Source organism: Corynebacterium sp. UMB8791, assembly GCF_054166365.1.
Genome location: NZ_JBSZCG010000110.1, coordinates 1 through 20,911, shown reverse-complemented (window position 1 = coordinate 20,911; position 20,911 = coordinate 1). Strand labels below are relative to the sequence as shown.

Annotated in this window: 21 protein-coding genes, 3 tRNA genes and 1 pseudogene; 6 read left to right on the top strand and 19 right to left on the bottom strand. The window is 60.7% G+C overall.

Annotated features, from left to right (window positions below):
* Positions 1-8: 8 nt before the first annotated feature.
* Genes ACXIUA_RS05055 through ACXIUA_RS05040 form a run of 4 tightly spaced genes read left to right on the top strand, consistent with a single transcriptional unit; the run spans position 9 to position 3,255 of the window.
* A complete protein-coding gene (locus tag ACXIUA_RS05055; RefSeq protein ID WP_457976287.1) occupies positions 9-830 on the top strand; it encodes an SDR family NAD(P)-dependent oxidoreductase in 822 nt (273 codons plus the stop codon).
* Positions 824-2,482 carry an acyl-CoA synthetase gene (locus ACXIUA_RS05050; RefSeq protein WP_457976286.1) on the top strand — a complete coding sequence of 553 codons (1,659 nt, stop codon included), beginning with the start codon at positions 824-826 and terminating at the stop codon, positions 2,480-2,482. The genes ACXIUA_RS05055 and ACXIUA_RS05050 overlap by 7 nt, the downstream gene beginning before the upstream one ends.
* Positions 2,483-2,493: 11 nt before the next feature.
* Complete coding sequence (locus tag ACXIUA_RS05045; protein ID WP_457976285.1) at positions 2,494-2,817, top strand: hypothetical protein; 324 nt, start codon at positions 2,494-2,496, stop codon at positions 2,815-2,817.
* Positions 2,818-3,255 carry a PaaI family thioesterase gene (locus tag ACXIUA_RS05040; RefSeq protein WP_070363141.1) on the top strand — a complete coding sequence of 146 codons (438 nt, stop codon included), beginning with the start codon at positions 2,818-2,820 and terminating at the stop codon, positions 3,253-3,255.
* A 73-nt stretch (positions 3,256-3,328) separates the two neighbouring features.
* On the opposite strand, the gene rplA is transcribed toward ACXIUA_RS05040, so the two are convergent.
* The 17 genes and pseudogenes from rplA to ACXIUA_RS04955 form a co-directional block, all read right to left on the bottom strand.
* Positions 3,329-4,039: a 50S ribosomal protein L1 gene (gene rplA, locus ACXIUA_RS05035; RefSeq protein WP_070477499.1), complete on the bottom strand. Its 711-nt coding sequence runs from the start codon at positions 4,037-4,039 to the stop codon at positions 3,329-3,331.
* Positions 4,040-4,116: 77 nt separating this feature from the next.
* On the bottom strand, positions 4,117-4,545 hold the full coding sequence (gene rplK, locus ACXIUA_RS05030; protein WP_070363143.1) for a 50S ribosomal protein L11: 429 nt from the start codon (positions 4,543-4,545) through the stop codon (positions 4,117-4,119).
* Between the two features lie 167 nt (positions 4,546-4,712).
* Positions 4,713-5,648: a transcription termination/antitermination protein NusG gene (nusG, locus tag ACXIUA_RS05025; protein ID WP_457976284.1), complete on the bottom strand. Its 936-nt coding sequence runs from the start codon at positions 5,646-5,648 to the stop codon at positions 4,713-4,715.
* A gap of 81 nt (positions 5,649-5,729) precedes the next feature.
* The gene (secE, locus tag ACXIUA_RS05020; RefSeq protein WP_070477497.1) at positions 5,730-6,053 is read right to left on the bottom strand and encodes a preprotein translocase subunit SecE; all 324 of its coding nucleotides are present in this window, start codon (positions 6,051-6,053) and stop codon (positions 5,730-5,732) included.
* 24 nt (positions 6,054-6,077) lie between these two features.
* A tRNA-Trp gene (locus ACXIUA_RS05015) sits at positions 6,078-6,153 on the bottom strand.
* Between the two features lie 63 nt (positions 6,154-6,216).
* A tRNA-Met gene (locus tag ACXIUA_RS05010) sits at positions 6,217-6,288 on the bottom strand.
* A 36-nt stretch (positions 6,289-6,324) separates the two neighbouring features.
* Positions 6,325-6,397: transfer RNA gene (locus ACXIUA_RS05005), tRNA-Thr, on the bottom strand.
* A 159-nt stretch (positions 6,398-6,556) separates the two neighbouring features.
* Positions 6,557-7,393: pseudogene (locus ACXIUA_RS05000) on the bottom strand (DNA-directed RNA polymerase subunit beta); the annotation flags it as partial.
* Between the two features lie 294 nt (positions 7,394-7,687).
* Positions 7,688-8,614, bottom strand: a complete 927-nt coding sequence (locus tag ACXIUA_RS04995) for a DUF3068 domain-containing protein (protein WP_457976283.1) — start codon at positions 8,612-8,614, stop codon at positions 7,688-7,690.
* Between the two features lie 92 nt (positions 8,615-8,706).
* The gene (rplL, locus tag ACXIUA_RS04990) at positions 8,707-9,096 is read right to left on the bottom strand and encodes a 50S ribosomal protein L7/L12 (RefSeq protein WP_070363121.1); all 390 of its coding nucleotides are present in this window, start codon (positions 9,094-9,096) and stop codon (positions 8,707-8,709) included.
* A 49-nt stretch (positions 9,097-9,145) separates the two neighbouring features.
* Positions 9,146-9,667 carry a 50S ribosomal protein L10 gene (gene rplJ / locus ACXIUA_RS04985; RefSeq protein WP_070363122.1) on the bottom strand — a complete coding sequence of 174 codons (522 nt, stop codon included), beginning with the start codon at positions 9,665-9,667 and terminating at the stop codon, positions 9,146-9,148.
* Positions 9,668-9,885: 218 nt separating this feature from the next.
* Entirely contained in the window at positions 9,886-11,901 is a 2,016-nt protein-coding gene (locus tag ACXIUA_RS04980; RefSeq protein WP_457976282.1) for a choice-of-anchor M domain-containing protein, read from the bottom strand.
* Positions 11,898-12,740 carry an anchored repeat-type ABC transporter permease subunit gene (locus tag ACXIUA_RS04975; RefSeq protein ID WP_071572796.1) on the bottom strand — a complete coding sequence of 281 codons (843 nt, stop codon included), beginning with the start codon at positions 12,738-12,740 and terminating at the stop codon, positions 11,898-11,900. The genes ACXIUA_RS04980 and ACXIUA_RS04975 overlap by 4 nt, the downstream gene beginning before the upstream one ends.
* A complete protein-coding gene (locus ACXIUA_RS04970; RefSeq protein ID WP_457976281.1) occupies positions 12,733-13,506 on the bottom strand; it encodes an anchored repeat-type ABC transporter ATP-binding subunit in 774 nt (257 codons plus the stop codon). The genes ACXIUA_RS04975 and ACXIUA_RS04970 overlap by 8 nt, the downstream gene beginning before the upstream one ends.
* Entirely contained in the window at positions 13,503-14,381 is an 879-nt protein-coding gene (locus tag ACXIUA_RS04965) for a choice-of-anchor M domain-containing protein (protein WP_371440801.1), read from the bottom strand. Before ACXIUA_RS04965 ends, ACXIUA_RS04970 begins: the two co-directional genes overlap by 4 nt.
* Before the next feature lie 22 nt (positions 14,382-14,403).
* Entirely contained in the window at positions 14,404-15,945 is a 1,542-nt protein-coding gene (locus ACXIUA_RS04960) for an anchored repeat ABC transporter, substrate-binding protein (protein ID WP_256000488.1), read from the bottom strand.
* Positions 15,942-16,859 carry a TIGR03773 family transporter-associated surface protein gene (locus ACXIUA_RS04955; RefSeq protein WP_256000487.1) on the bottom strand — a complete coding sequence of 306 codons (918 nt, stop codon included), beginning with the start codon at positions 16,857-16,859 and terminating at the stop codon, positions 15,942-15,944. The genes ACXIUA_RS04960 and ACXIUA_RS04955 overlap by 4 nt, the downstream gene beginning before the upstream one ends.
* 146 nt (positions 16,860-17,005) lie before the next feature.
* On the opposite strand from ACXIUA_RS04955, the gene ACXIUA_RS04950 reads away from it, so the two are divergent.
* Complete coding sequence (locus ACXIUA_RS04950; protein WP_457976280.1) at positions 17,006-18,082, top strand: HNH endonuclease signature motif containing protein; 1,077 nt, start codon at positions 17,006-17,008, stop codon at positions 18,080-18,082.
* 49 nt (positions 18,083-18,131) lie between these two features.
* Here the strand turns inward: ACXIUA_RS04950 and ACXIUA_RS04945 are convergent, their stop codons facing one another.
* A complete protein-coding gene (locus ACXIUA_RS04945) occupies positions 18,132-18,986 on the bottom strand; it encodes an alpha/beta fold hydrolase (RefSeq protein ID WP_070363590.1) in 855 nt (284 codons plus the stop codon).
* A gap of 87 nt (positions 18,987-19,073) precedes the next feature.
* Here ACXIUA_RS04945 and ACXIUA_RS04940 point away from each other — a divergent pair, with 87 nt between their 5' ends.
* Complete coding sequence (locus ACXIUA_RS04940; protein ID WP_070363129.1) at positions 19,074-19,838, top strand: IclR family transcriptional regulator; 765 nt, start codon at positions 19,074-19,076, stop codon at positions 19,836-19,838.
* Between the two features lie 23 nt (positions 19,839-19,861).
* Here the strand turns inward: ACXIUA_RS04940 and dmpG are convergent, their stop codons facing one another.
* Positions 19,862-20,911, bottom strand: coding sequence for a 4-hydroxy-2-oxovalerate aldolase (gene dmpG / locus ACXIUA_RS04935; protein ID WP_070477510.1), 1,050 nt, complete (start codon positions 20,909-20,911; stop codon positions 19,862-19,864).

The window sequence follows — 20,911 nt, the reverse complement described above, 5'->3', positions numbered from 1 at the left end:
GGGCCGACATGCTACAAGGACAACACGTACTTATTACTGGTGGTGGCTCCGGACTTGGGGCAGCGCTGGCGAAGCGCTTCGTTGAAGAAGGTGCGCGCGTAGCAGTTGTGGACATCTCGCTCGAGCGATGCGAAAGCGTCGCCGACGAGATCGGCCGCGAGCACGTCCTGCCGCTCGTGGCGGACGTGACCGACACACACTCGCTGCACAAAGCCGTCGACGCTGCCGTGGCGGAGTTCGGATCCCTGGACACCGTCATCGCAAACGCTGGCATCTGGGACTACAACCGTTCCATCACCCGTCTCAACGGCGAAGAGATGAGCGCCATTTTTGACGACGTCATGAACGTCAACCTCAAGGGCTACCTGCTCACCGCGGAAGCTACGTGGCGTCACTTGCTAGCGTCGAACGGTTCGCTGATCTTCACGCTGTCCAACGCATCGACCTACGCGGCCGGCGGCGGGCCGGTCTACACCGCAAGCAAGCACGGTGCCGAAGGCATGATGCTTGAGCTGGCGTACGAGCTCGCCCCGAAAATCCGTGTCAACGGTGTCGGCGTTGGCGGCATGCGCACGAACCTATCCGGCCCCGCGTCCGCTGGCCTGGATGACCGGAAGTTCTCCGACATCATGGACAAGCGCGGCGACGGCGGCAACCCATACCTACCACTCCATGACATTTCTACTGACCCCTATGCATTCACCGGGCCGTACGTGCTGTTGGCGTCCAGGAAAGACGGCGCGAACATCACCGGCGAAGTGATCAAGATTGATGGCGGAATCGCGGCTCGCGGTTTCGCTAAGACTGCCGGAGGCGACAACCTATGTTAATTCGCGGTGTTGAGCACGACGCAAACACTCTCGACGTCAGCCCTTGCTTCCAAGTACAGCGCCATGCTGACTGGCAGCCAGAACGCTTGGCGATGGCCTACGAAGGCCAAGAAATCAATTACGGTGAGTTCCGTGACACCGTAGTCCGCTGGGCGGCCCAGCTGAAGGAAGCTGGCGTGAATCCGGGCGATCGCGTCGCTTACTTCGGTATGAACTCCAGCTCCTTCATGTATGGCATGTTCGCGTCCTGGTGGATCGGCGCAGTGTTCATGCCTGTGAACTTCCGCCTGGCTGCGGGCGAAGTCTCGCAGCTGCTGGCGATGGGCAGCCCGAACAGCATCATCGTGGAGGGCACGTTCCTCGACGAGGCAAAGCGCATCTACGGCGTGGAGCGCCACCATGTCCTCATTGTCGATGACGACGAAGCCGCCCCACCAGAGAGCGATATCCCGCTGTACTGGTCGCGGACCTCGCAAAGCTCCGAGTACGAAACCGTGGCTGTGGAAAAGCCGACGCCACGCACCATGTCTGACTTGGCGCTGCTGCTGTTCACATCCGGCACGACTGGCCTGCCGAAGGGCGCCCAGATCACGTTCGGCAACCTGTGGTGGAACCAGATCAACGTGGACACAGCGATCGACAGCCGCATCGGCGACGCGACGCTCGCGTCCGCCCCGCTGTTCCACGTCGGCGCGCTGAACTCCTTCGCGGTGCGCGCCTTCGGCCGCGGCAACTCGGTTGTGGTGCACCGTACCTTCGACCCAGCCCGCATCTTCAAGGACGTCGCCCAGTACAAGATCGGTTCGGCGTTCCTCGTGCCGGCACAGCTCGAGGCAATGGCACAGCACGACGAGTTCGCTGACTCCGACCTTTCTAGCCTCCGCGTCATCATCTGCGCAGGCGCCCCGGTGCCACCACGGCTGATCCGCACGTACTGGGAACAGAAGGACTCCGTCGTCCAGCAGGCGTGGGGCCTCACCGAGACCTCCCCATTTGCCACCTACCTCCCACCGGCCAGGACCATGGAAAAGCTCGGCTCCTGCGGCATCCCCATGGCGCACACCGAAGTCAAACTGATGGACACCGAAACCGGGCAGCACATCAAGGAACCAGGCGTTCCCGGCGAGATGTGGGTGAAGGGCCCAAACGTTGCCGTCGGCTACTGGAACAACCCTGAAGCAACCCAGAAGGCGTACACCGGTGGCTGGTTCCACTCCGGTGACATTGGCTACTTCGACGAGGACGGATACTTCTTCATCGTCGACCGCCTCAAGGACCTGATCATTTCCGGCGGAGAGAACGTCTACCCCGCCGAGGTGGAGCGCGTCCTCGCCGAACACGACGACATCCTGGCTAACTCCGTCATCGGTATCCCCGACGAGCGCTGGGGTGAAGCTGTCGTCGCCGTCTTGCAGGTCAAGGACGGCAAGGAACTCACCTTGGAAGAAGTCCGCGACCACTGTGCGAACTACCTGGCACGTTACAAGCTGCCAACGCGTGTCGTGCACGTGGACGAAATCCCGCGCAACCCGGCAGGCAAGATCAACAAGATCCAGCTGCGCCAGGACGTTCGCGCAATGTTCGGCGAGGACCCGGCGGAGGCAAGCCAGTCCGTCGTGTCATCGCAGAACCAGCCTGAAGCACAGAAGTAAGGAGGCGGAAGATGCTCGACTACCGCAACATCACCAAATCGCCGCTGAAGCACACGTACCCGTACGGCACCACGGACACCGTGGTGGACCTCGGGACTACCGCGGAAATCAAGGAGACCGTGGCTGAGGTGTTCAAACAGCAACCGGAGTGTCGGCGCGTCATTGTGCCTGTGCCTGTCGGCGACACCGACGGCGTCATCGCCGCCGAGGAAGCCGGACTGCGGTACGTCTTGGACGTCACCCAACGCGACGGCAAAGAGTTCTCCCTCCTGGTGGCCGAGCCCGATTGGGTCACTAACCAATCCATGGATATCGACGGACTGGAGTTGAAATAAATGGCCGAACTTAACGAGTTCCAGAAGCGCTGGGCGCACTTCTACCGCGAAGACGGCGGCGTCCAAGACGTGGCACAAACCTTGCGTGTTTACGCCATCGACGGCAACAAGGACCAGGTCAAGCTCGGTATGCCGCTGCACAAGGCGATCGCCCAGCCGGCCGGCATGTTCTCTGCCCCGGCGCTGTTCGGCCAAGCCGACTTGTGCGGCACCTGGCTGGCGATGCAGCAGGTACCAGAAGGCGTGTTCCCGCTCGCTGTCTCGGTAGCTGGCAACGTGGTGTCCAACACCAAGGAGGGTGACGCAATCGCTACCGCCTCCATCGTGAGGGCGGGTCGCACCATCATCGTTGCGGACGTGGAGACACACTCGGAGGTCACAGGCGCCATTCTGTCGAAGTTCACCTTCACCTACTCGGTGCCGCGCCCCAAACAGTAACCAAGACGCAAGAGTAGAAAACACCCCAGTCGACGAATCGACTGGGGTGTTTTGCGTAGTAAAACGCCGAAGCTTACGCCTTCTTAGCGAAGTTCTTCACAACGTTGGTGTCCACTGGGACGCCAGGGCCCTGCGTTGCGGAGACGGTGACCTTCTTCAAGTACACGCCCTTCGCAGATGCCGGCTTGAGGCGCAGCACCTCGTCGAGCAGAGCGCCGTAGTTCTCGGCGAGCTGCTCAGCGGTGAAGGAAGCCTTACCGATCAGCGCGTGCAGGTTCGAAGCCTTGTCCACGCGGAACGCGATCTTGCCGCCCTTGGTCTCCTCGATCGCCTTCGCGACGTCGGTGGTGACGGTGCCGGTCTTCGGGTTCGGCATGAGGCCACGTGGGCCCAGGACGCGAGCAACGCGGCCAACCTTCGCCATCTGGTCCGGGGTCGCGATTGCGACGTCGAAGTCGATGTTGCCGGCGTTGATCTGCTCGATCAGTGCGTCGGTTCCGACGATGTCAGCGCCTGCAGCCTCAGCCTTGGTTGCGTTCTCGCCCTCTGCGAACACAGCGACGCGGACGGTCTTACCGGTGCCGTGTGGCAGGTTGACAGTGCCGCGGACCAGCTGGTCAGCCTTGCGAGGGTCGACGGACAGACGCATTGCGACGTCGATGGTGGCGTCGTAGTTCTTGGAGGAGGTCTCCTGTGCCAGCTTGACGGCGTCGAGCGGGTGGTAGAACGCGTCGCGGTCGACCTTTGCCAGCGTCTCGTTGTAGCGCTTGGACTTCTTAGCCATGTTGATTTCCTTTCAGAAAATGGTGTTGTCAGGAAATGTGGTACGCGCCTGGCCGGCGCTCCCACAGACGGTGAGAATTACTTCTCGACCGTGATGCCCATCGAGCGGGCGGTACCAGCGATGATCGCGGCGCCAGCCTCGATGTCGCGGGCGTTGAGATCCTTCTTCTTGGTCTCGGCGATTTCCTTGCACTGATCCCAGGTGACAGAGCCAACCTTCTGGGTGTGCGGGACGCCGGAGCCCTTCTTCAGACCAGCTGCCTTCAACAGCAGGGATGCAGCCGGTGGGGACTTCAGGATGAAGTCAAAGGAGCGGTCTTCATACACGGTGATTTCAACCGGGATGATGTTGCCGCGCATGGACTCGGTTGCAGCGTTGTATGCCTTGGTGAACTCAACGATGTTCACGCCGTGTGCACCCAGCGCAGGACCAACCGGCGGAGCCGGGTTTGCCATGCCAGCCTCGATCTGCAGTTTGATCAGGCCAGTGACCTTCTTCTTAGCCATCGAATTACCTCAATTCCTTGGTACAGTGCCGCCTGCCACGATGACGGCAGGAACACTTCCGGATGCCCCGCTTGACGGAGCCACCGGGGAGAACGAAAAAACGTCGCGGGCCTTACGGCACACGCGACGTTCAACCTTACGCCCCCACTAGGCTCAAACGCAAACGGTTACATGATGCGTTCGATCTGGTCAGCGGTGAGCTCGACTGGTGTTTCGCGGCCGAAGATGGACACGAGCGCCTGGATCTTGCCGGTCTCCTCGTCGATCTCTGAAATGGTGGCGGACACGGACGCCAGGGCACCGGACAGGATGGTGACGGCTTCGCCGACCTTGTAGTCATGGTCGATCTTCTTCGGCGCTGCTTCTTCCGGCATCGCGACGACGGTCTCGCCCTCTGCGTTCGGCTTGGTGTCCTCGCCGGTGGCCGGCTCAGCCTTCGGCATCAGGAACTTCGCCACGTCGCGGTGCTTGACCGGGGTAGCATTGCCCTCGTTGCCCACGAAGCTGGTTACGCCCGGGGTCTCGCGCACGACGGACCACGCAGCGTCGTTCATGTCCATACGGACCAGGACGTAGCCCGGCAACAGCTTGCGCTTGACGAGCTTCTTCTTGCCGTCCTTGTTCTCGATAGCCTGCTCGATCGGCACGACCACGTCGTAAATGGAGTCCTCCACCTCGAGCGTCTGGATACGCATGTCGAGGTTGGTCTTCACCTTGTTTTCGTAGCCGGAGTAGGACTGGATGATGTACCACTCGCCCGGCAGCTTCTTCAGCTCACGGACGTACTTGCGCAGGCGCGCGCGGTACTCGGAGTCATCGTCAGCCTCCGAAGCACCCGAAGCCTCAGTGCCTTCAGCGCCCTCAGCGAGCGGTGACTCGGCCGCGGTGAGGTCGCCCTCCTGCACCGGCTCCTCGACGGCCTCAACGGCCTCGTCTGCCTCCTCTGTCTCTGCAGCGGCCTCTTCTACCTCCGGATCGGTGGCTTCGGTGACGGCGCCGCCTTCGGCGACCATTTCCTCTTCGGCTTGCAGTTCGGTTTCCTGCTCAGTTGCTTCGATGTCGGCGTTTTCCAGGTTTTCCAGGTTTTCCGGCTCGGTGGTCATGGTGTTTCTCCTTGGTGTGGCAAAAACTAATCCCGCCTTACCTCGAGGTTGAGGTGGCGGGACAATCACTTGTTGTTCATGTTAGCGGATGAATACCCATTGCATCAACATGGTGCCGAGGCGGTCGGTCCCCCACACGAGTGCGGTGAGCACGATGAGGAATGCGAATACGACGAGGGTGTAGTTGAGCATCTGGTTTCCGGTTGGCCAGATGACTTTGCGCATTTCCTGGACGACTTCGCCCGGGAACGCGCCTGGGCCGCCGCCGAGGGACTCTTCGCGGTCCTCTTCAGGCTTTGCGGGGGTGTGCTTCGCTTCGTAGGAAGCGGATGAAACAGAGGAGACCCCGCGCAGCTGGCGCTTGCCAGTGGGCTGTGCTGGGTTGTGTTCTTGCGGATTAGTCAAAAGAACTCCTCTAACTACAAGTTTTGGCAGGGGCGACAGGACTCGAACCTGCAACCTACGGTTTTGGAGACCGTTGCGCTACCAATTGCGCCACGCCCCTAGGACACTGTGAACAGTGCTCCTAACCCTACCACGGGAAACGCGTTTCCCGTTTTGAGGTGAGTAGCGATGGCGAGAATTGAACTCGCGACACAGCGATTATGAGTCGCTTGCTCTACCACTGAGCTACACCGCCATGTGCTTGCCGCCACAAGGACTGTACAAACAACAGAGCCCCCTGTCAGAATCGAACTGACGACCTTTTCCTTACCATGGAAACGCTCTGCCGACTGAGCTAAGGGGGCACAGCCTCTATGTTGTGAACTCACCGTTTTGGTGTGTCCGCTCCGTTGAAGCCTTTGAAAGACTAACCCGGTTCTATCATTGAACGCAAATCGCCAGGTAGCAATAGCTTTTCGAAGCCTTCTTGGGTTAAGGGTCAAAAAGTGTGTCCGGAATCGCGGATTTTCACGGATTGACCTGTAGGTTTCCGGAAAGTATATGCTCTCCAGCAGCGCCTCGTCGGTGTTCGCCACACCGTCATTCTCGAGGGTGGACATCATGATCTCGGAGAAGCCGAAGCGCTCCGTGATCTGCTCCGTCGTCCAACCAAGCGCCTTCAGCAGCACCGTCACTGGCTGACGACGCTTACGGTCAATACGCACACCAACCGTGTCACGCTTATCGACGTCAAACTCCAACCACGCACCGCGCGAAGGGATCACCTTCACCGCGTGCAGCGGCCGCTCCGTCGACTTATCAATCGTCTCGTCGAAGTACACGCCCGGCGAACGCACCAACTGCGAAACAACAACACGCTCAGTGCCGTTGACGATGAAGGTGCCCTTGTCCGTCATCAGCGGGAAATCACCAATGAACACCGTCTGAGACTTAATCTCCTGGGTTTCATTGTTGATGAACTCCGCCGTCACATACAACGGCGCGGAGTAGTTAATATCTTTTTCTTTACACTCGTCGATCGTGTCCTTGACATCTTCGAAGCGCGGCTCGGACAGCGTCAGGCTCATGTTGCCCGAGTAGTCCTGGATTGGAGAAATCTCTTCGAGAATGTCCTCCAAGCCACTCGTGATACGCGCGTCGGCGCCGCGAGCTTCCTGCTCACGCTCACGCCACTCCTGCGTACCAACAAGCCACGCGAAAGATTCAAGCTGTACATCAAGAAGACCCGGGACAGCGATCGGCTCTGCGATCTTCGCGAACGAATAACGTTCGGGAGCCCCGGGAATTTCAGCCATTGACATGGTCTGGTTTGAGACTGCCAAGTTGGGTCCTTCCAGCACCTAAGGCGGACGCCGATCTCTACTCTGGCTCTGTAAAAATCGGCGTTTCCGCTGGGTAGATTAGCATTCGGTCTGCTTCGGAATACCCGCCCCCAGAGACAGCAAAATCACCTTGTCAAGTCAGCGCTTCGAAAATTCTCGACGCCAACAAAGCAAGGTTGACATAGCGGACTGGAGACGGCTTCCAGTGCACCGAATGAGTTTACACAATGCACCCAATGTTGTAAAGGGCAGCAACAATCCCCCGATTCAATGCCGTCGCGGGGAAGCTTAGCACTAAACGCAGGCGCGACGCTAACGCCGACGCGGCCACAACGCGCCAACCAGACCAATCAAGGTCAGCGCACCACCCAAACCGAGCACGCTCCACGTGAAGGCTTGCTGCGTGGAAGGCCCGTAGGCGCCGTCGAGAAGCGAGATGAGCTCGGCCGTCTGCTGCTCGTCCATCGCGGCGTCGTAGGAAACAATGCCCTGGACCTCATTGCCGTCCACGTCAGCATAATAGTCGTTGACGCGCTCCTGCATCCCCACGACCACGCCGGTGATCTGATCAACCAACAACTCGCGCTGCGCGCTATGCGTATAGAACGTGCGGACCGGCTCACCGTCTTCCCCTTCGACGGTCAACGTGTTTCGCATATCCGCGTACCGCTGCGCCACGTTCGTTGGCGCAATGACCTGCCGGAACCGCAGCACCGTGCGCCCAGCAACCGATTCCTCTGCGACGAACTCCGCGGGAGCAGCCCCACGCAACACCGGGTCGAACACCTGGTACGTCTCCTGCTTTACCGGCGACGGCAACTTCAGCCACGACCCCTCCACCGGGACATCGACGGCCGGCATCGCCATCACAAGCTGGACCTTTGCCGGTCCCTGCGCCTCACCGGTTTCACGGTTCAAGGTATACGTCCACGTGCTCGCGCCGACAAGGTTTTCAAAGTCCGTACCCGCGTCCCCCGCACGCAACGTGTCCCCCACGCGCACGCTGGCAGAGTCCTTGCCCGCCGGATTCTGCACCTCCATGTGCAGCTGGTGCACCACCGGGGACGGCTCGCCCTCGCGGGTGCCGTCAGGATCGGCCATTGTCAGCGTTACCGCCCCAAGGTCCAGCGGTAGCTTCGCGCCCGAGTTCAGCACACGCGGGGCCAGCAGACCGCCAACCAACAACGCAATACCGAGGCCCGCCAACAACGAAGCAATGATCCTGGATTTGGGCAGCATGGTGCGAAATCTTAGCACACAACGCGAAACACCCCGCCAGCCACAGTACGTGGCGACGGGGTGATCGTCGAAAAGCTATGCAGCCTGCGAGATTACTTGAGGGTAACCTTTGCGCCAGCCTCTTCCAGCTTGGCCTTTGCAGCCTCTGCATCGTCCTTGTTTGCGCCCTCGAGGATAGCCTTTGGAGCACCCTCGACCATTTCCTTGGCGTCCTTCAGGCCCAGGCCCGGAACGAGCTCGCGGACAACCTTGATGACACCGATCTTTTTGGCGCCAGCGTCCTCGAGAACAACGTCGAACTCGTCCTTCTCCTCTGCAGCAGCAGCGTCGCCGCCAGCAGCGCCCGGAGCAGCAGCAACAGCAACTGGTGCAGCAGCGGTAACGTCGAAGACCTCCTCGAATTCCTTCAGGAACTCGGAAAGCTCGATGAGGGTCATTTCCTTGAACTGCTCAATGAGCTCGTCCTTAGACAGCTTAGCCATGGTGGCTTCCTTTCTATTGGTGGGCGGTTAGCCCAAGTTTGTAAGTGTGTTATGCGGCGTCGTTCTGCTTGTCCTGCAGCGCAGCGACAAGGCGAGCCGTCTTGGATGCCGGAGCCTCGAACAGCCCAGCAGCCTTTGCCAAAGAACCCTGGAATGCGCCAGCGAGCTTTGCAAGCGTGGTCTCGCGGTTGTCCATCTCAGCGATGGCGTCAACCTGAGCGGCGTCGATGGCAGCGCCATCCATGTAGCCACCCTTGATCACAAACGCGTCGTGATCCTTGGAGAACTTCTTCATGACCTTAGCAGCGTCGACAGCCTCGCCCTTAATGAAAGCGATAGCGGTCGGGCCGGTCAGAAGCTCGTCGAGACCCTCGATGCCGTGCTCGTTCGCAGCGATCTTGATGAGGGTGTTCTTGGCGACGTGGTATTCGACATCGAAGCCGAGATCGCCACGAAGAGTCTGCAGCTGACCAACGGTCAGGCCACGGTACTCCGTCAGCACGATGGAGCTAGCAGCGTCAAACTTCTCCTTCAACACAGCAAGCTCGCGCTCATTCTTCGGATTTGCCATTACACACGCCTCCTTCCAATAACTTCATGTCCTTCAATCCGCCCGGGACACAAAAAGTGCCCCGTGCAGAAGCACGAGGCACCATTAGAAAGGTAGGCCACGTTCCTCCTGCGTGGGTCGACCCCTGGAGAGGGGTACCTTCGGCCCCGAAGGGCGACCGACGGTCTTCGGTGAAACTTGAGCTCGGGTATTACCCGTTCAAACTTCGTTGTGGAACCCTACACGTCTTCTTGCGTGCGCGCAACTCCGCGCAACATCCGCGCCGCCACCACGAACAACGCAATGCCCCCCAGCAGCGCCATCAAGCCAACACCGAGGATGAGCCCGCCCCAGAAACCGCTGGCAGTCACGCCCGTCGCGGGTTCCTCCTGCGCTGCTCCCTGGTCGAAAGATGAGACGATGCCACCGCCACCAGCCTGTATCGGAGCGTCCGGGATCGCCCTTCTTGTCGACGTCGGCTTCGCCCCCGTCGGCTTTACCGCCTGCCGCTTTGGTGCCGACGTTGTTGTGGACTTCTGCGCCGGTTTCTGCGCCGTCGTCTGCTTTGGTGGCGCCTGCTTGGTCGCGGCCTTCGCTTCCGTCGCACGCACAGTATTTATTACAGTGCGCGGTGGCACTGGCTTTGACGGCGCAGTCGTTGCTACTGGCCGTAGCTTGTGGCCGAACTTGCTCAACTCCTCGTCGATTGAGCGGATCCCCTTCGCCAATGCGCCCATCCACGTGTCGCTGGTCGCTGCATTGGAGCCGCACGAGTCCAGCTCACGATACCCGCTCGCGTGCTGTTCGCGGGCCGTCGCGATGGCGGCGTCGCCGACCGCGAAGACCGCAACGAGCTCCGCGGAGTCAAACGCGAAAGTCACGGCGTAAAGTCCAGGCTCGGTGAATCCGAATGCCTGGTGGTCATGGGCGTTCGCCGGGTAGCTCAGCGTGCGGGACTTGTCGCCGGAGTCCAGCTCGAGCTTCGCGCCCTGCAGACCCTCGTGCCAGGTGTACATACGGCCGGGTCCGGCGACAGCAGTAATGCGGACGGTGGCGGGGGCTGGGTGGTGGGTTGTCGAGAACCCGAGCCATGGCAGGTCCGCCTTCTGCGACTGCGGCAACACCCACATGCGCTCGGGGCGGGTGGGGAACGTGTCGCGCAGCGTCGCAGGGATGTCCTGGCGGGCGCGGTCGGGAACCTCGAAGAGGAAGGTGCCGCTGGAGTGTCGCGCGGGGTTGTTGGGGTCGCGGTCGTCGATGAGCGCGGCCTCCCCCGTATCGACGGGCCCCATGTCCATATGCCCGTTCGCGATGAACGCCTCCGGGCGGGTGCGCAGCGCGGCGCAGTGCTTCGCAGCGGGTGCGGGTGCGGGTGCCGGTGCCGCGGTTGTCACTGGTGCTGTTGGTGTTGGTGTTGGCGGTTGCGTCGGTGACGGAGTGGGCGTCGATAGTGCGGGGGTGCGAAGTCCCGTCGTGGTGCCCTCCGGCAAACCGACGTCCGCGTCGGTGCCAACCAGCCAGTACTGGTCGGTCCAGCCGGTGTACTCGGTCTCACCGTTGGTCAGCTCGGCGCGACCCTGCCAACGCAGCTTATAAACGCCGGGCTTCGTAAACGTCCAGTTGAAATGGCCGTGCGCGCCAACCTCATACTCGACGGTGCGCATCTGTTCGTCAGCGCTATTGAAGAGGCGCTCGGCCGGCGAGGCGGCGTTCTTAAAGAAGATCTGCACATCACCCGGACCATCGATGCCCAGCAGGTCGAAGTACATCATGTCGTCTTTGAAGTTGCTTGGCACAGCACCCGGCAGCTCGTGCGCCGGGTCAAATGCACCGATGCCGGACCAGATGGGGCGCCAATCATCGGTGAAATCCGCGTGCTGGGGCGCGAGCCACACCTGACTGCCCGGAGCGCCCAGAAAATCGAGGGAGCCATCATCCGGGATGGTGAGGCGGGAGACGTCATTGCCGTCGGCGTCAGCGTCGAGAGGCAGACGGAAGCAGACGTCGCGCTGGTCGGTGACCTGCTGACCGTCAACCGCACCAATGGACAGCTGGCCGTCGAACCGAGTGCCGTAGAGGGCGTCGTTGTGGGAGTGGTACAGCAACTTACGGCCAGCGCATGGGTGGTCAAGGTCCTCCGGGAGGACGACGCCATGCCCAGGGTCACCGGGCTGATGCCCGGCAGGCGTGGTCGCGTGCGCCGGGGTGACAGTAAACGCGATCAGCGCAACCACAAGGATGAGTCTGCGGATCATGCCCGCACCCCTTTCCTAGCGAAGAGCCAACTCGCACCGAAGATGGCAGTCACACACAGTACAATCGTTGCGCCGGTCGGCGAGTCAAACGACCACGCCAGCCATACACCAACCACGCTGCCTACCACGCCAATCAGCGCGGCGAGGATCATCATGGTCTCCAGGTTGTCTGTAAACAGTCGCGCGGCGGACGCCGGGGTGACCAACAGTGCCAACACCAGAATGTTGCCGATCGTCTGCACCGAAACCACCACCGCGGCCGTCACACACAGGTACAACACCAAGTCCAGGAGCGCGACGCGCACGTTCATCGCGCGCGCCGTCTCTCGGTCGAGCGCCACCGCGGTCAGCCACGGCCGTAACACCACCACCAGCGACACAATGACAGCACACGTCGCAGCACTGACTATAAGGTCGCGCTCACTCACACCTGTCAGCGAACCAAACAAGAACGAACTCAGCGACGCTGTGTAGCCCTCAACGCGCGAAATAATCACCAAGCCAAGCGCGAACGCGGCCGCAAACACAATGCCAATCACCGCGTCTTCTTTCAGCGCACGCCGTTGCGACAGCACTGCAATCAACACCGCCACGATCAACCCGGCAACGGCCCCACCGAGCAGCACCGACACCTGCAGCGCGAACGCCAACGCAACGCCCGGAAACACGGCGTGTGCCACCGCATCCCCGATAAACGCCATACCGCGCAGCACCACAAAACACCCAACGACCGCGCACAACACGGACGCCAACACTGCCGCCGTCAACGCGCGCGGCAAGAACGCCAGGTGCGGGTTGGCCACGTCAGCCAAGAATTGCAGAAACCCGATCTCAAGCACGGGATACCTCTTTCACATGTGTTTGCAGCGCCGCCAGCCATGGCGAATCCGGGCCGACGCCGAACGTGTCCATCCATGGGTGGGCGTCGTCAAGATCAGCGGGAGCCCCGTCCGCGACGATGCCACCGCGGAACAGCAGGAGGCGATCACAAGAGTCAACAGCCTCCACGATGTTGTGCGTGGACATCACGATCGCGATTCCGCGGGAAGCCAGCTGACGAAACAGCGCTAGCAGCTGCTCAGTAGACGGGATATCGAGGCCGGTGAACGGCTCGTCGAGGAACAGCGCGCCTGGACGACGCACCAGGGCGCGCGCCACCAATACGCGTTGGCGCTGCCCTCCGGAAAGCGCCGCGATCGGCCGGTGTGCCAGGTCTTGGAGGTTCACAGCTTCGAGTGCTTCCGCCACAGCTTCGTGGTGCTCCGCCTTAGGCCGCGCGTACCACGGGCGCAGGTCAAGCGTGGCGTTCATGACAGCGGACGCGACATCGATCGGGAAATCCCAGGCGACGTCGTGACGCTGCGGGACGTACCCCACCACTTTGCGCACCGCGTGGCCCGTACACTCCCCTACCCGCACCGTTCCGGCTGTGCCGGGAATCAGGCCGAGCGTTGCACGCATCAGCGTGGTCTTCCCCGCCCCGTTCGGACCGAGCAGCGCGACGAACTGCCCGGCAGGCACAAGAAGATCAACGCCCTCAAACACCGGGCGACCCGGGTACCCGGCGCGCAAGCCTCGCACCTCTATAAGCGGTTGCGTGCTCACGCGCGACGCTCCTTCCGAGAACGCGCCACTAGAAGCGCCACCAGCGCGAGCACCAACACACCGATCACCCCACCAGCGATCAGCCCCGCATTCAGCGTGCTCTGGCTATCTGCCTGTTCTTCCGACGCAGCACCCTCGCGCCACGGCCCGTTGAACTGTGCGGACTGCGCCGCCGCTACGTCCGTCCCGTCGCCTACAGCCACGCGCACCAACTGCTCGTCCGTGTGAACGGTGCCAGCGTCATCCTTCACCACTGCTCGCACCCCGACCAGGTGCACTCCCGGCTCGGTGAAGACCCAATTGGCGTGGGTATGCGTGTTCGGCTCCACCCACATTGGCTGCACACCCGGCTCAGTAGTCGTCCACAGCAACTGTGGTGCGTGGAACCCGCCCGGTTGCAGGAACAGGGAGAACTCGCCTGGCCCTTCGTGTCCGCCGAACTCCAGGCTCACGCCGTTTCCGGAGTGTTCGAGCAGGCTCGCGGCCTGCGTGTTCCACCCCAGCCACGGCACCCCGGCAACCTCAGTCTGTGGGATCACCCAGACGTCCGCACCTGGCTTTGCGCCGGTGAAGGCGAAGTCGTCGCCGTCGGGGAGGGTTTGCTTCGCGGCATCGGTCACGCGGAACACCACGTCGTCGAGGTGACGCCATACGGGCGGTTGCTGTGTGTCGTCGCGAGCGAGAAATTCAAGGGTATCCCCGTTGAATGTCGCGCCTAGATCGACGTGTCCGGCGTCAATAACTGTGTGCTCACCGGCTGGCGCAATCGCCTCATCTGCGCTGACCACCTGTTGTAACGCAGGATCGTTGTTGGCGGCCTGCGCATTCGCGATCGCAGGAGTTGCCACGATCGTCGCAGCAACCATCAGTGGGATAATTCGAAGTTTCATTGTTCGCTCATTTCTCATTTCGTCCGAGGCACCTGCGTATCGACGCAGCATTCGCCTCCACAAGGTGTATATAGGTATCGGCTGGCCCAGACCCCGGAGGATCCAATGTGTCGCCCCAGATTGGGCATACCTCTATGCCAAGCTGGGCGGCGGTTTCTGTCAGCACTGTGCTGCGCCCCGCCAACTGTGGTTCCAGGAAGACCGCGGGCACGTGCAGATTCTCCAGTGTGCGGGTGAACGCGATGACATCACGCGGGCTCGGCTCCACGCTGGGGTTTGGCGTGACAAAACCTGCAACTCGCATTCCATATGCCCGCGCGAGGTAGGCGTATCCATGGTGTGTAGTCACCAGGTTGCGTTGTTCCTCCGGAACCGCGGAGACAGACTCGTGCATCATTTCATCCGCTGCGTCCAGTTTTTGCAGGTAGTCGCGGGCGTTTGCCTGGTAGATTTCCGCGTGGTGCGGATCCACCGCAGCCAACTCGTCACGGATTACCTGAACGATCGCTTTCATCGCCCGAACGTCGTGCCACACATGCGGGTCCAGCTCACCATGCACGTGATTGCCCAGCACCGCCTGCGGGAGCAGGTAGGTTTCCTCCCCCGGTGTACCGAGGAATCGGAAGGGGCGCTCCGGAGGGATCGGCTGCAGGGTTGTATTCGGCACTGTGACGGCTACGTTCACTGGATCCATGCGGCCGTCGTCATCCGAGTTGAGCACGAGGTGAGCCGCACCTTGCCCATCAAGCTCTGTTGTAATGTCGACGTGCCCCTTCTCCACCGCGTGCAACCCCGGCGTTACCCGCGCGGGATCCTGCCCCACAACGACCGTCACCGTCGACTCCGCACTTGCGCGCTCAGGTGCACCGACGGCATCGCGAATATGCGATTCAAACGTCAGCTTGTACACGCCTGGCTTGGAAAATGCCCAGCTCAAGTGAGTATGCGCGTCAACCGGCAGGGTCTTTACGTCACGGCTATCCAGCCCGTCGTGAGAGTTGAACACCACCTCCGGGGTGCCGAAGGTTCCCAGGATGAACGCGAAAGTGGCACCGGGGCCGTCAACATCTACAAGGTGTAAGTCCGCGACTCCCGTCGTCGGGAGCTGTTGGCCCGTATCCACCCGCAACCCGAGCCACACCGCATCTAGGCTCGCGTCCTCCACAAGCGGAATCGGCGCAAACCCGTACCGTTGCGCCTCCTGCGCAAGTGCCACGACCGGAGTCGTGTCACGCACGGTCGCCGCAATCGTATTCGTTAAAGACTGTGGCTCCAACAACAGTCCGTTGGTAAAAATGGCATCCGCATACGCGATGTCGCGTGTGGCATGCAAGCTCGGTTCGTAGCTGTGCGGATCAACCCCACGCGCCATCAGCGTGTGCACATCAGCCACATCACCTGCAACGTTTTGAACCGCATCCGCCAAAATAGGTGTCGACGCCACCACCGACGCCTTCCCCTCTCCCACCGACTGCCCTTCCGGTGCGCTACACGCCCCGAGCAGCGCCACGCACATCAGCACAGCGGCTCGTTGAAAAAACTGGATCACCGGTGGCCACCGAAACCCCACGCTGCGGCGACACGACGGCGCAACGACGCATCCAAACACAACCAACCCGCACCAAAGACAAACACGCCCAAGCCGAGCACAGCCACCGGCAGCGTCATCACTGTCGTACCCGTTTCTGCAAGGGCCCCACCGCGTTGCGCGGGAGCAACATCCTGCTGCTGGTGATCTTGTGATTGCAACTGAGTCTCTCCCTGATCAGGCGCTGGATTCGCGTTGCTCGCCGCCACTGGCTGCGCGCACTCGCCCTCCTCGTCAAAGACGGAGCCAAAGTCGAAGTGACCATCGTTCGCGTTACCGGCGCCGCCAATGTCAAAGGTGAGCGTCGCCTCCCCGCTCACCGGCTCGCCATTACTCGTCGTCGCGCTTTGACGAACTGTCACCGTGTAAGTCCCCGGAGCACTGAACATCCAGTTTGGATGCACATGTGAATTCGCAGGAATGGTATGGCTGCCCTGCGCCTGCCCATCGACGCCACGGAACCACTCCTCGCCCACGACCTGACCGAGCCCACCCTGTGTGAACACAAACATGGCACCGGGTCCATCAAAATTTGTAATCTCCCAGGCCACATCCCCAGAAGTGTGCTCAAGCAGCGACGGATGCTGCGTATTCGCTCCAAGCCATGGCACACCGGCTTGCTGAGTTGCACCGATCATCCACGCGGTACCGGCCGGAATTGGCCCGACTGGATTGGAGAGCTGTTGCTTTGCTGCATCACCCAGCCCAAAAACGAGTTCTGCGGGATCGCGCCACTCGGCCGGAACAGTGCGGTCGTCTTTCACCATCGGGTGCAGTGTCGGGTGGCATTCCGCCGCGAAAGCAGGCGTCGACATGGAAAGGAGCAGTAATGTCGCGGCGAGCGCTCGCAGAATCTTGATGACAGAAAATTTCACCTAATGAACATTATTTTCATTAGCGTTCGCATGCAAGTCATACGTTATCCACAGGGCACTTCAGAAAACGCCACACAAGAAGAAGTTATCCACAGGTAGCGTGAAAAGCCTTTCCCAGGCGTTCTGCAACCACATATGTTCAGGTTATGAACTTCAAGACATTCCTAGAATCCATGTCCACGCAGGCACTCGACGTACTGGACGGCTTCGATTACGAAGCCGCCATCGAAGCAGGCGTCGATCCAACACGAGCCCGCGCCTGGCGCCAGCTCCACGACATCTACTTCGGGCCCACAAAATCCCGACAAAAACAGCGACTCGCTACCGAAAAGGCTCGACGCTACGGCTTCTCACTCGACCAACTCGCTATGATCGAACGGCGCTTACGCCCCATCAAGTCCGCGCGAACACGCACCAAACTGCGCCTCGTACTCCTCGATACCAAGGGCACATACAAAAAGCTCAGCGAACGCGCAAAAGCACTTCTTCCGAACAACACCAAGCACCAAAACGACCGCCTCACATTTTCGCCTTCCCGCAATGGGCGCCGCACCATGACGCTCACCACCAACGAGCGCGACCTCGCCGACCTTGAACACGCCCTCACCCAAGACATGGACCCCAAGACGCCACCCACGAAACACATGCTGCGCAGATTCCTCGACATCATACGTGGCGACGGCCGTTCCGTCCCCCACGCAGTCCCCCGACCTCTCTTGCTCATTCCACTCCCCCAGTGGATCCAAATACAGCGCGGCCACGGCGACGAGACCACCCTCACCCTGACCGATGGCACCACCATGACAGGCGCCGAATACCTAAACAGCCACGTCGCCACCACCGAGAACGAGCTCGAAGCCGCCGTCTTCCACCCACAGCACGGGGCAGTCAACCTCTACCGGACACAACGCCTCGCAAATGACAAGCAGCGCGCTCTGGCCCGCGCCGTTACCCCCGGCTGCCCAGTGCCTGGATGCCGCCATGCAGCCGACGCCTGCGAAATCCACCACATCACTGCATGGCAACACGGCGGGGAAACGAACATCAACAACCTGTCGCCATTGTGCCGCTACCACAATCGCGTCAACGACGACGACCCCCAACGAGCACGCCGAGGTCGCATCGAAGTTGTGGACGCACAACCGCTCTGGCACTCACCACGCGGCTACTCCGCCCCAAACCCAGTCCACCGACCTGGTGCGATGAAAATGTTGTACACATAGCAAAACGCCCACCACGACGGGGCCGAAGTGGGCGTCGAAAAGCTGCTGACTAGAACTGACGCTTCATCCAGTTCACGATGACCTCATTGAACTCATCAGCCTTCTCAACCTGCGACCAGTGGCCACACTGTGCGAAAAGGTGAGCGTCAGCGGACGGAATTGTGTTCACCAGGTCCCACGTGCGCTGCGGCGTAATCACGACGTCTTGCATGCCGTGCACTAGCAGAACCGGGATCTCGACCTTCGACAGCACGTCGAAGTCGAGTGGAAGCTCGGTACGGTCACGGTCACGCGCCTGCACAACCTCCTGTAGGCGATCAGACGCCGTATCGTTCAGCGCGGACTGGTAGCGCAGCGACACGAGCTCATCGGTGATCAGCGACTTATCCACCACGAACTGCTCGAGCGTGTTGCGGATACCTTCTTCGGTCAGCTTCGGGTTCGAATGACCCTTCAGCGCGCCGGTCAACTTCGCCCCACCGGTGCCCATGGAGATGATGCCCTTCACACGCTCCGGGTGGTCGATGATCATCTGGAAGCCAACCCAGCCACCGAGCGAGTTACCAACAATCCAGGTCTTTTCAATTCCCAGGGCATCCAGCACACGGATTGCGTGCTCAACCCACTCGCGGATACCGTACTTGGTGCCCTCAGCTACGACAGTCTGGCCGTAACCAATGGAGTCAATCGCGATGCATCGTGCGTTCTCGGAGATGGTCGGAAGGTTCAGCCACCAGTTCGCGGCTGCAGTCACGCCCGTGCCGGAGCCGTGGAGGAACAGTACTGGTTCGCCCTCGCCGAGATCGTGGTAGTGAGTGAGCTCGCCGGGTGCCGTCTCCAGCCACTTGTCCTCGAGCCCGAAGAATTCGTCAGTCTTGTAATCAGGAATGGAAATTTCAGTCATACAGCCAACATAGCGACGAACCCACACACACGCCGGAGTGTTCCAGTCCGTGGCACACGATAGACACTATCCGGTTACACTGATCCTATGGTTCAAGACGCAAAACCAAACTCCATCGACAAGGCGTTCGGCATTCTGAAAGCGTTCAAGAGCGAGGACGTCAACGGGGTTGGCGTTTCAGAGTTAGCCCGGCGCGTCGATCTTCCAAAGTCGACGACGCACCGCCTTCTTAACAAGCTGGTGGAAAATGATGCCGTCCTCAAAGCGAACGAGCTCTATCGGCTCAACCCGGCGCTCGGAATGGCGTCAACACCGGAGGTGTATTCCGAGCAAACCGCTCAGGTATCAGAGTTGCTCACACCATTTTTGGCAGCGCTTTTTGAGCGCACTCGACACACCGTCCACCTTGGACATGTTGAAGGGACGAACGTTCGTTACGCGAACAAGCTCTTTTCCGTCCGTGGTGTGACAGCGCCGTCGCGCATTGGCGGCCTCATTCCCGCTTACGCGACTGGCATTGGCAAAGCAATTATGGCGTACGACGAAACGCTTACCGAGCGCATCATCCGTGAGGGGCTCGCACCATGGACTCCGCACACGATCTCAGACCCGGATGAGCTGCGTGAAACGTTGAAAAAGATCCGCGATGAAGGTATCGCCTACGACCTTGAGGAAATTTCGGAAGGTCTATGCTGCGTCGCCTGCCCGATTTTCGGCACCGAGGGCGTACCGATTGCCGCGATGAGCGTTTCCTTTCCCGCAGAAGACTTTCAGCCCAAAACAGTAATCCCGGTCCTCAAAAAGATTTGTGGATCCGGGACTCGTGCGTGGAGAGCGAAGCACGCGGGATAAACCCGCATACGCGCTCTACTTCGCTACTTCTGCTTTGCCAGGTCGATTGCGACGTCGATAATCATGTCTTCCTGACCACCGACGTAACCACGGCGACCGACTTCTTCCAGGATGGTCGCTGCAGGCACACCATAGCGTTCCGCGGCGCGCTGCGCGTGGAGCAAGAAGGAGTTGTAAACGCCAAACTCACCCTGGACGATGGAGCCGCGGTCCATCATTGGGAGACGCTCGACCATTGGCTTCAGGATGTCTTCAGCGGCGTCACGAAGCTTGGCTTGATCAACATTGCCGATGTCAATGCCGGTGCGGTTGAACACCGTGGCTAACACCTCGATCGGTGCGTTACCGGCGCCAGCACCAAGCCCATACAGGGTGCCGTCAATTTGGCGAGCACCATTGACTACAGCGAGCAACGAGTTTGCAACCCCGAAACCGAGGTTCTGGTGTCCGTGGAAGCCGACCTGTGCGTCGTCGCCAATCTCTTCAACGACTGCCTTGACGCGGTCCGCGGCCTGGTTCATCACTAGGTAGCCGGCGGAGTCGACCACGAAGACGCACTGACAGCCGGCATCGACCATGATGCGGGCCTGCTTCGCAAGCTCTGCTGGTGGGATGCGGTGTGAAAGCATCAGGAAGCCACCGGTCTCAAAACCAAGCTCCCGTGCTGCCTGGAAGTGCTGGATCGAAATATCTGCCTCGGTGCAGTGAGTGGCAACGCGCACGATGGATGCGCCCGCACTCTTTGCTTCTTTGAGGTCCTTTACGGTACCCAGGCCTGGAAGCATCAGTGCGGCAATCTTCGCATTCTTGACTTCTTCGACTGCGGCTTCGATGAGTTCGATGTCGCGGGTGTGGGAGAAGCCGTAGTTGAAGGAAGACCCGCCAAGCCCGTCGCCGTGAGTGACCTCGATCATTTCGACGCCGGCGTCGTCAAGCGCGCGGGCGATCTTTTTCACCTGGTCTTTGGTGTACTGGTGGCGTACGGCGTGGGATCCGTCACGCAGGGTCGTGTCGTTGAGGCGGATTTTGTGTGTCGGGATGCCATCGATGACATCGCTCGCAACCGTGTTCAT

What these genes read in the sequence shown, in the direction of transcription:
- ACXIUA_RS05055 (WP_457976287.1), top strand. Translation starts at nt 9, where the DNA reads ATGCTACAAGGACAACACGTACTTATTACTGGTGGTGGCTCCGGACTT.
- ACXIUA_RS05050 (WP_457976286.1), top strand. Translation starts at nt 824, where the DNA reads ATGTTAATTCGCGGTGTTGAGCACGACGCAAACACTCTCGACGTCAGC.
- ACXIUA_RS05045 (WP_457976285.1), top strand. Translation starts at nt 2,494, where the DNA reads ATGCTCGACTACCGCAACATCACCAAATCGCCGCTGAAGCACACGTAC.
- ACXIUA_RS05040 (WP_070363141.1), top strand. Translation starts at nt 2,818, where the DNA reads ATGGCCGAACTTAACGAGTTCCAGAAGCGCTGGGCGCACTTCTACCGC.
- rplA (WP_070477499.1), bottom strand. Translation starts at nt 4,039, where the DNA reads ATGGCTAAGAAGTCCAAGCGCTACAACGAGACGCTGGCAAAGGTCGAC.
- rplK (WP_070363143.1), bottom strand. Translation starts at nt 4,545, where the DNA reads ATGGCTAAGAAGAAGGTCACTGGCCTGATCAAACTGCAGATCGAGGCT.
- nusG (WP_457976284.1), bottom strand. Translation starts at nt 5,648, where the DNA reads ATGACCACCGAGCCGGAAAACCTGGAAAACCTGGAAAACGCCGACATC.
- ACXIUA_RS04995 (WP_457976283.1), bottom strand. Translation starts at nt 8,614, where the DNA reads ATGCTGCCCAAATCCAGGATCATTGCTTCGTTGTTGGCGGGCCTCGGT.
- rplL (WP_070363121.1), bottom strand. Translation starts at nt 9,096, where the DNA reads ATGGCTAAGCTGTCTAAGGACGAGCTCATTGAGCAGTTCAAGGAAATG.
- rplJ (WP_070363122.1), bottom strand. Translation starts at nt 9,667, where the DNA reads ATGGCAAATCCGAAGAATGAGCGCGAGCTTGCTGTGTTGAAGGAGAAG.
- ACXIUA_RS04980 (WP_457976282.1), bottom strand. Translation starts at nt 11,901, where the DNA reads ATGATCCGCAGACTCATCCTTGTGGTTGCGCTGATCGCGTTTACTGTC.
- ACXIUA_RS04950 (WP_457976280.1), top strand. Translation starts at nt 17,006, where the DNA reads ATGAACTTCAAGACATTCCTAGAATCCATGTCCACGCAGGCACTCGAC.
- ACXIUA_RS04945 (WP_070363590.1), bottom strand. Translation starts at nt 18,986, where the DNA reads ATGACTGAAATTTCCATTCCTGATTACAAGACTGACGAATTCTTCGGG.
- ACXIUA_RS04940 (WP_070363129.1), top strand. Translation starts at nt 19,074, where the DNA reads ATGGTTCAAGACGCAAAACCAAACTCCATCGACAAGGCGTTCGGCATT.
- dmpG (WP_070477510.1), bottom strand. Translation starts at nt 20,911, where the DNA reads ATGAACACGGTTGCGAGCGATGTCATCGATGGCATCCCGACACACAAA.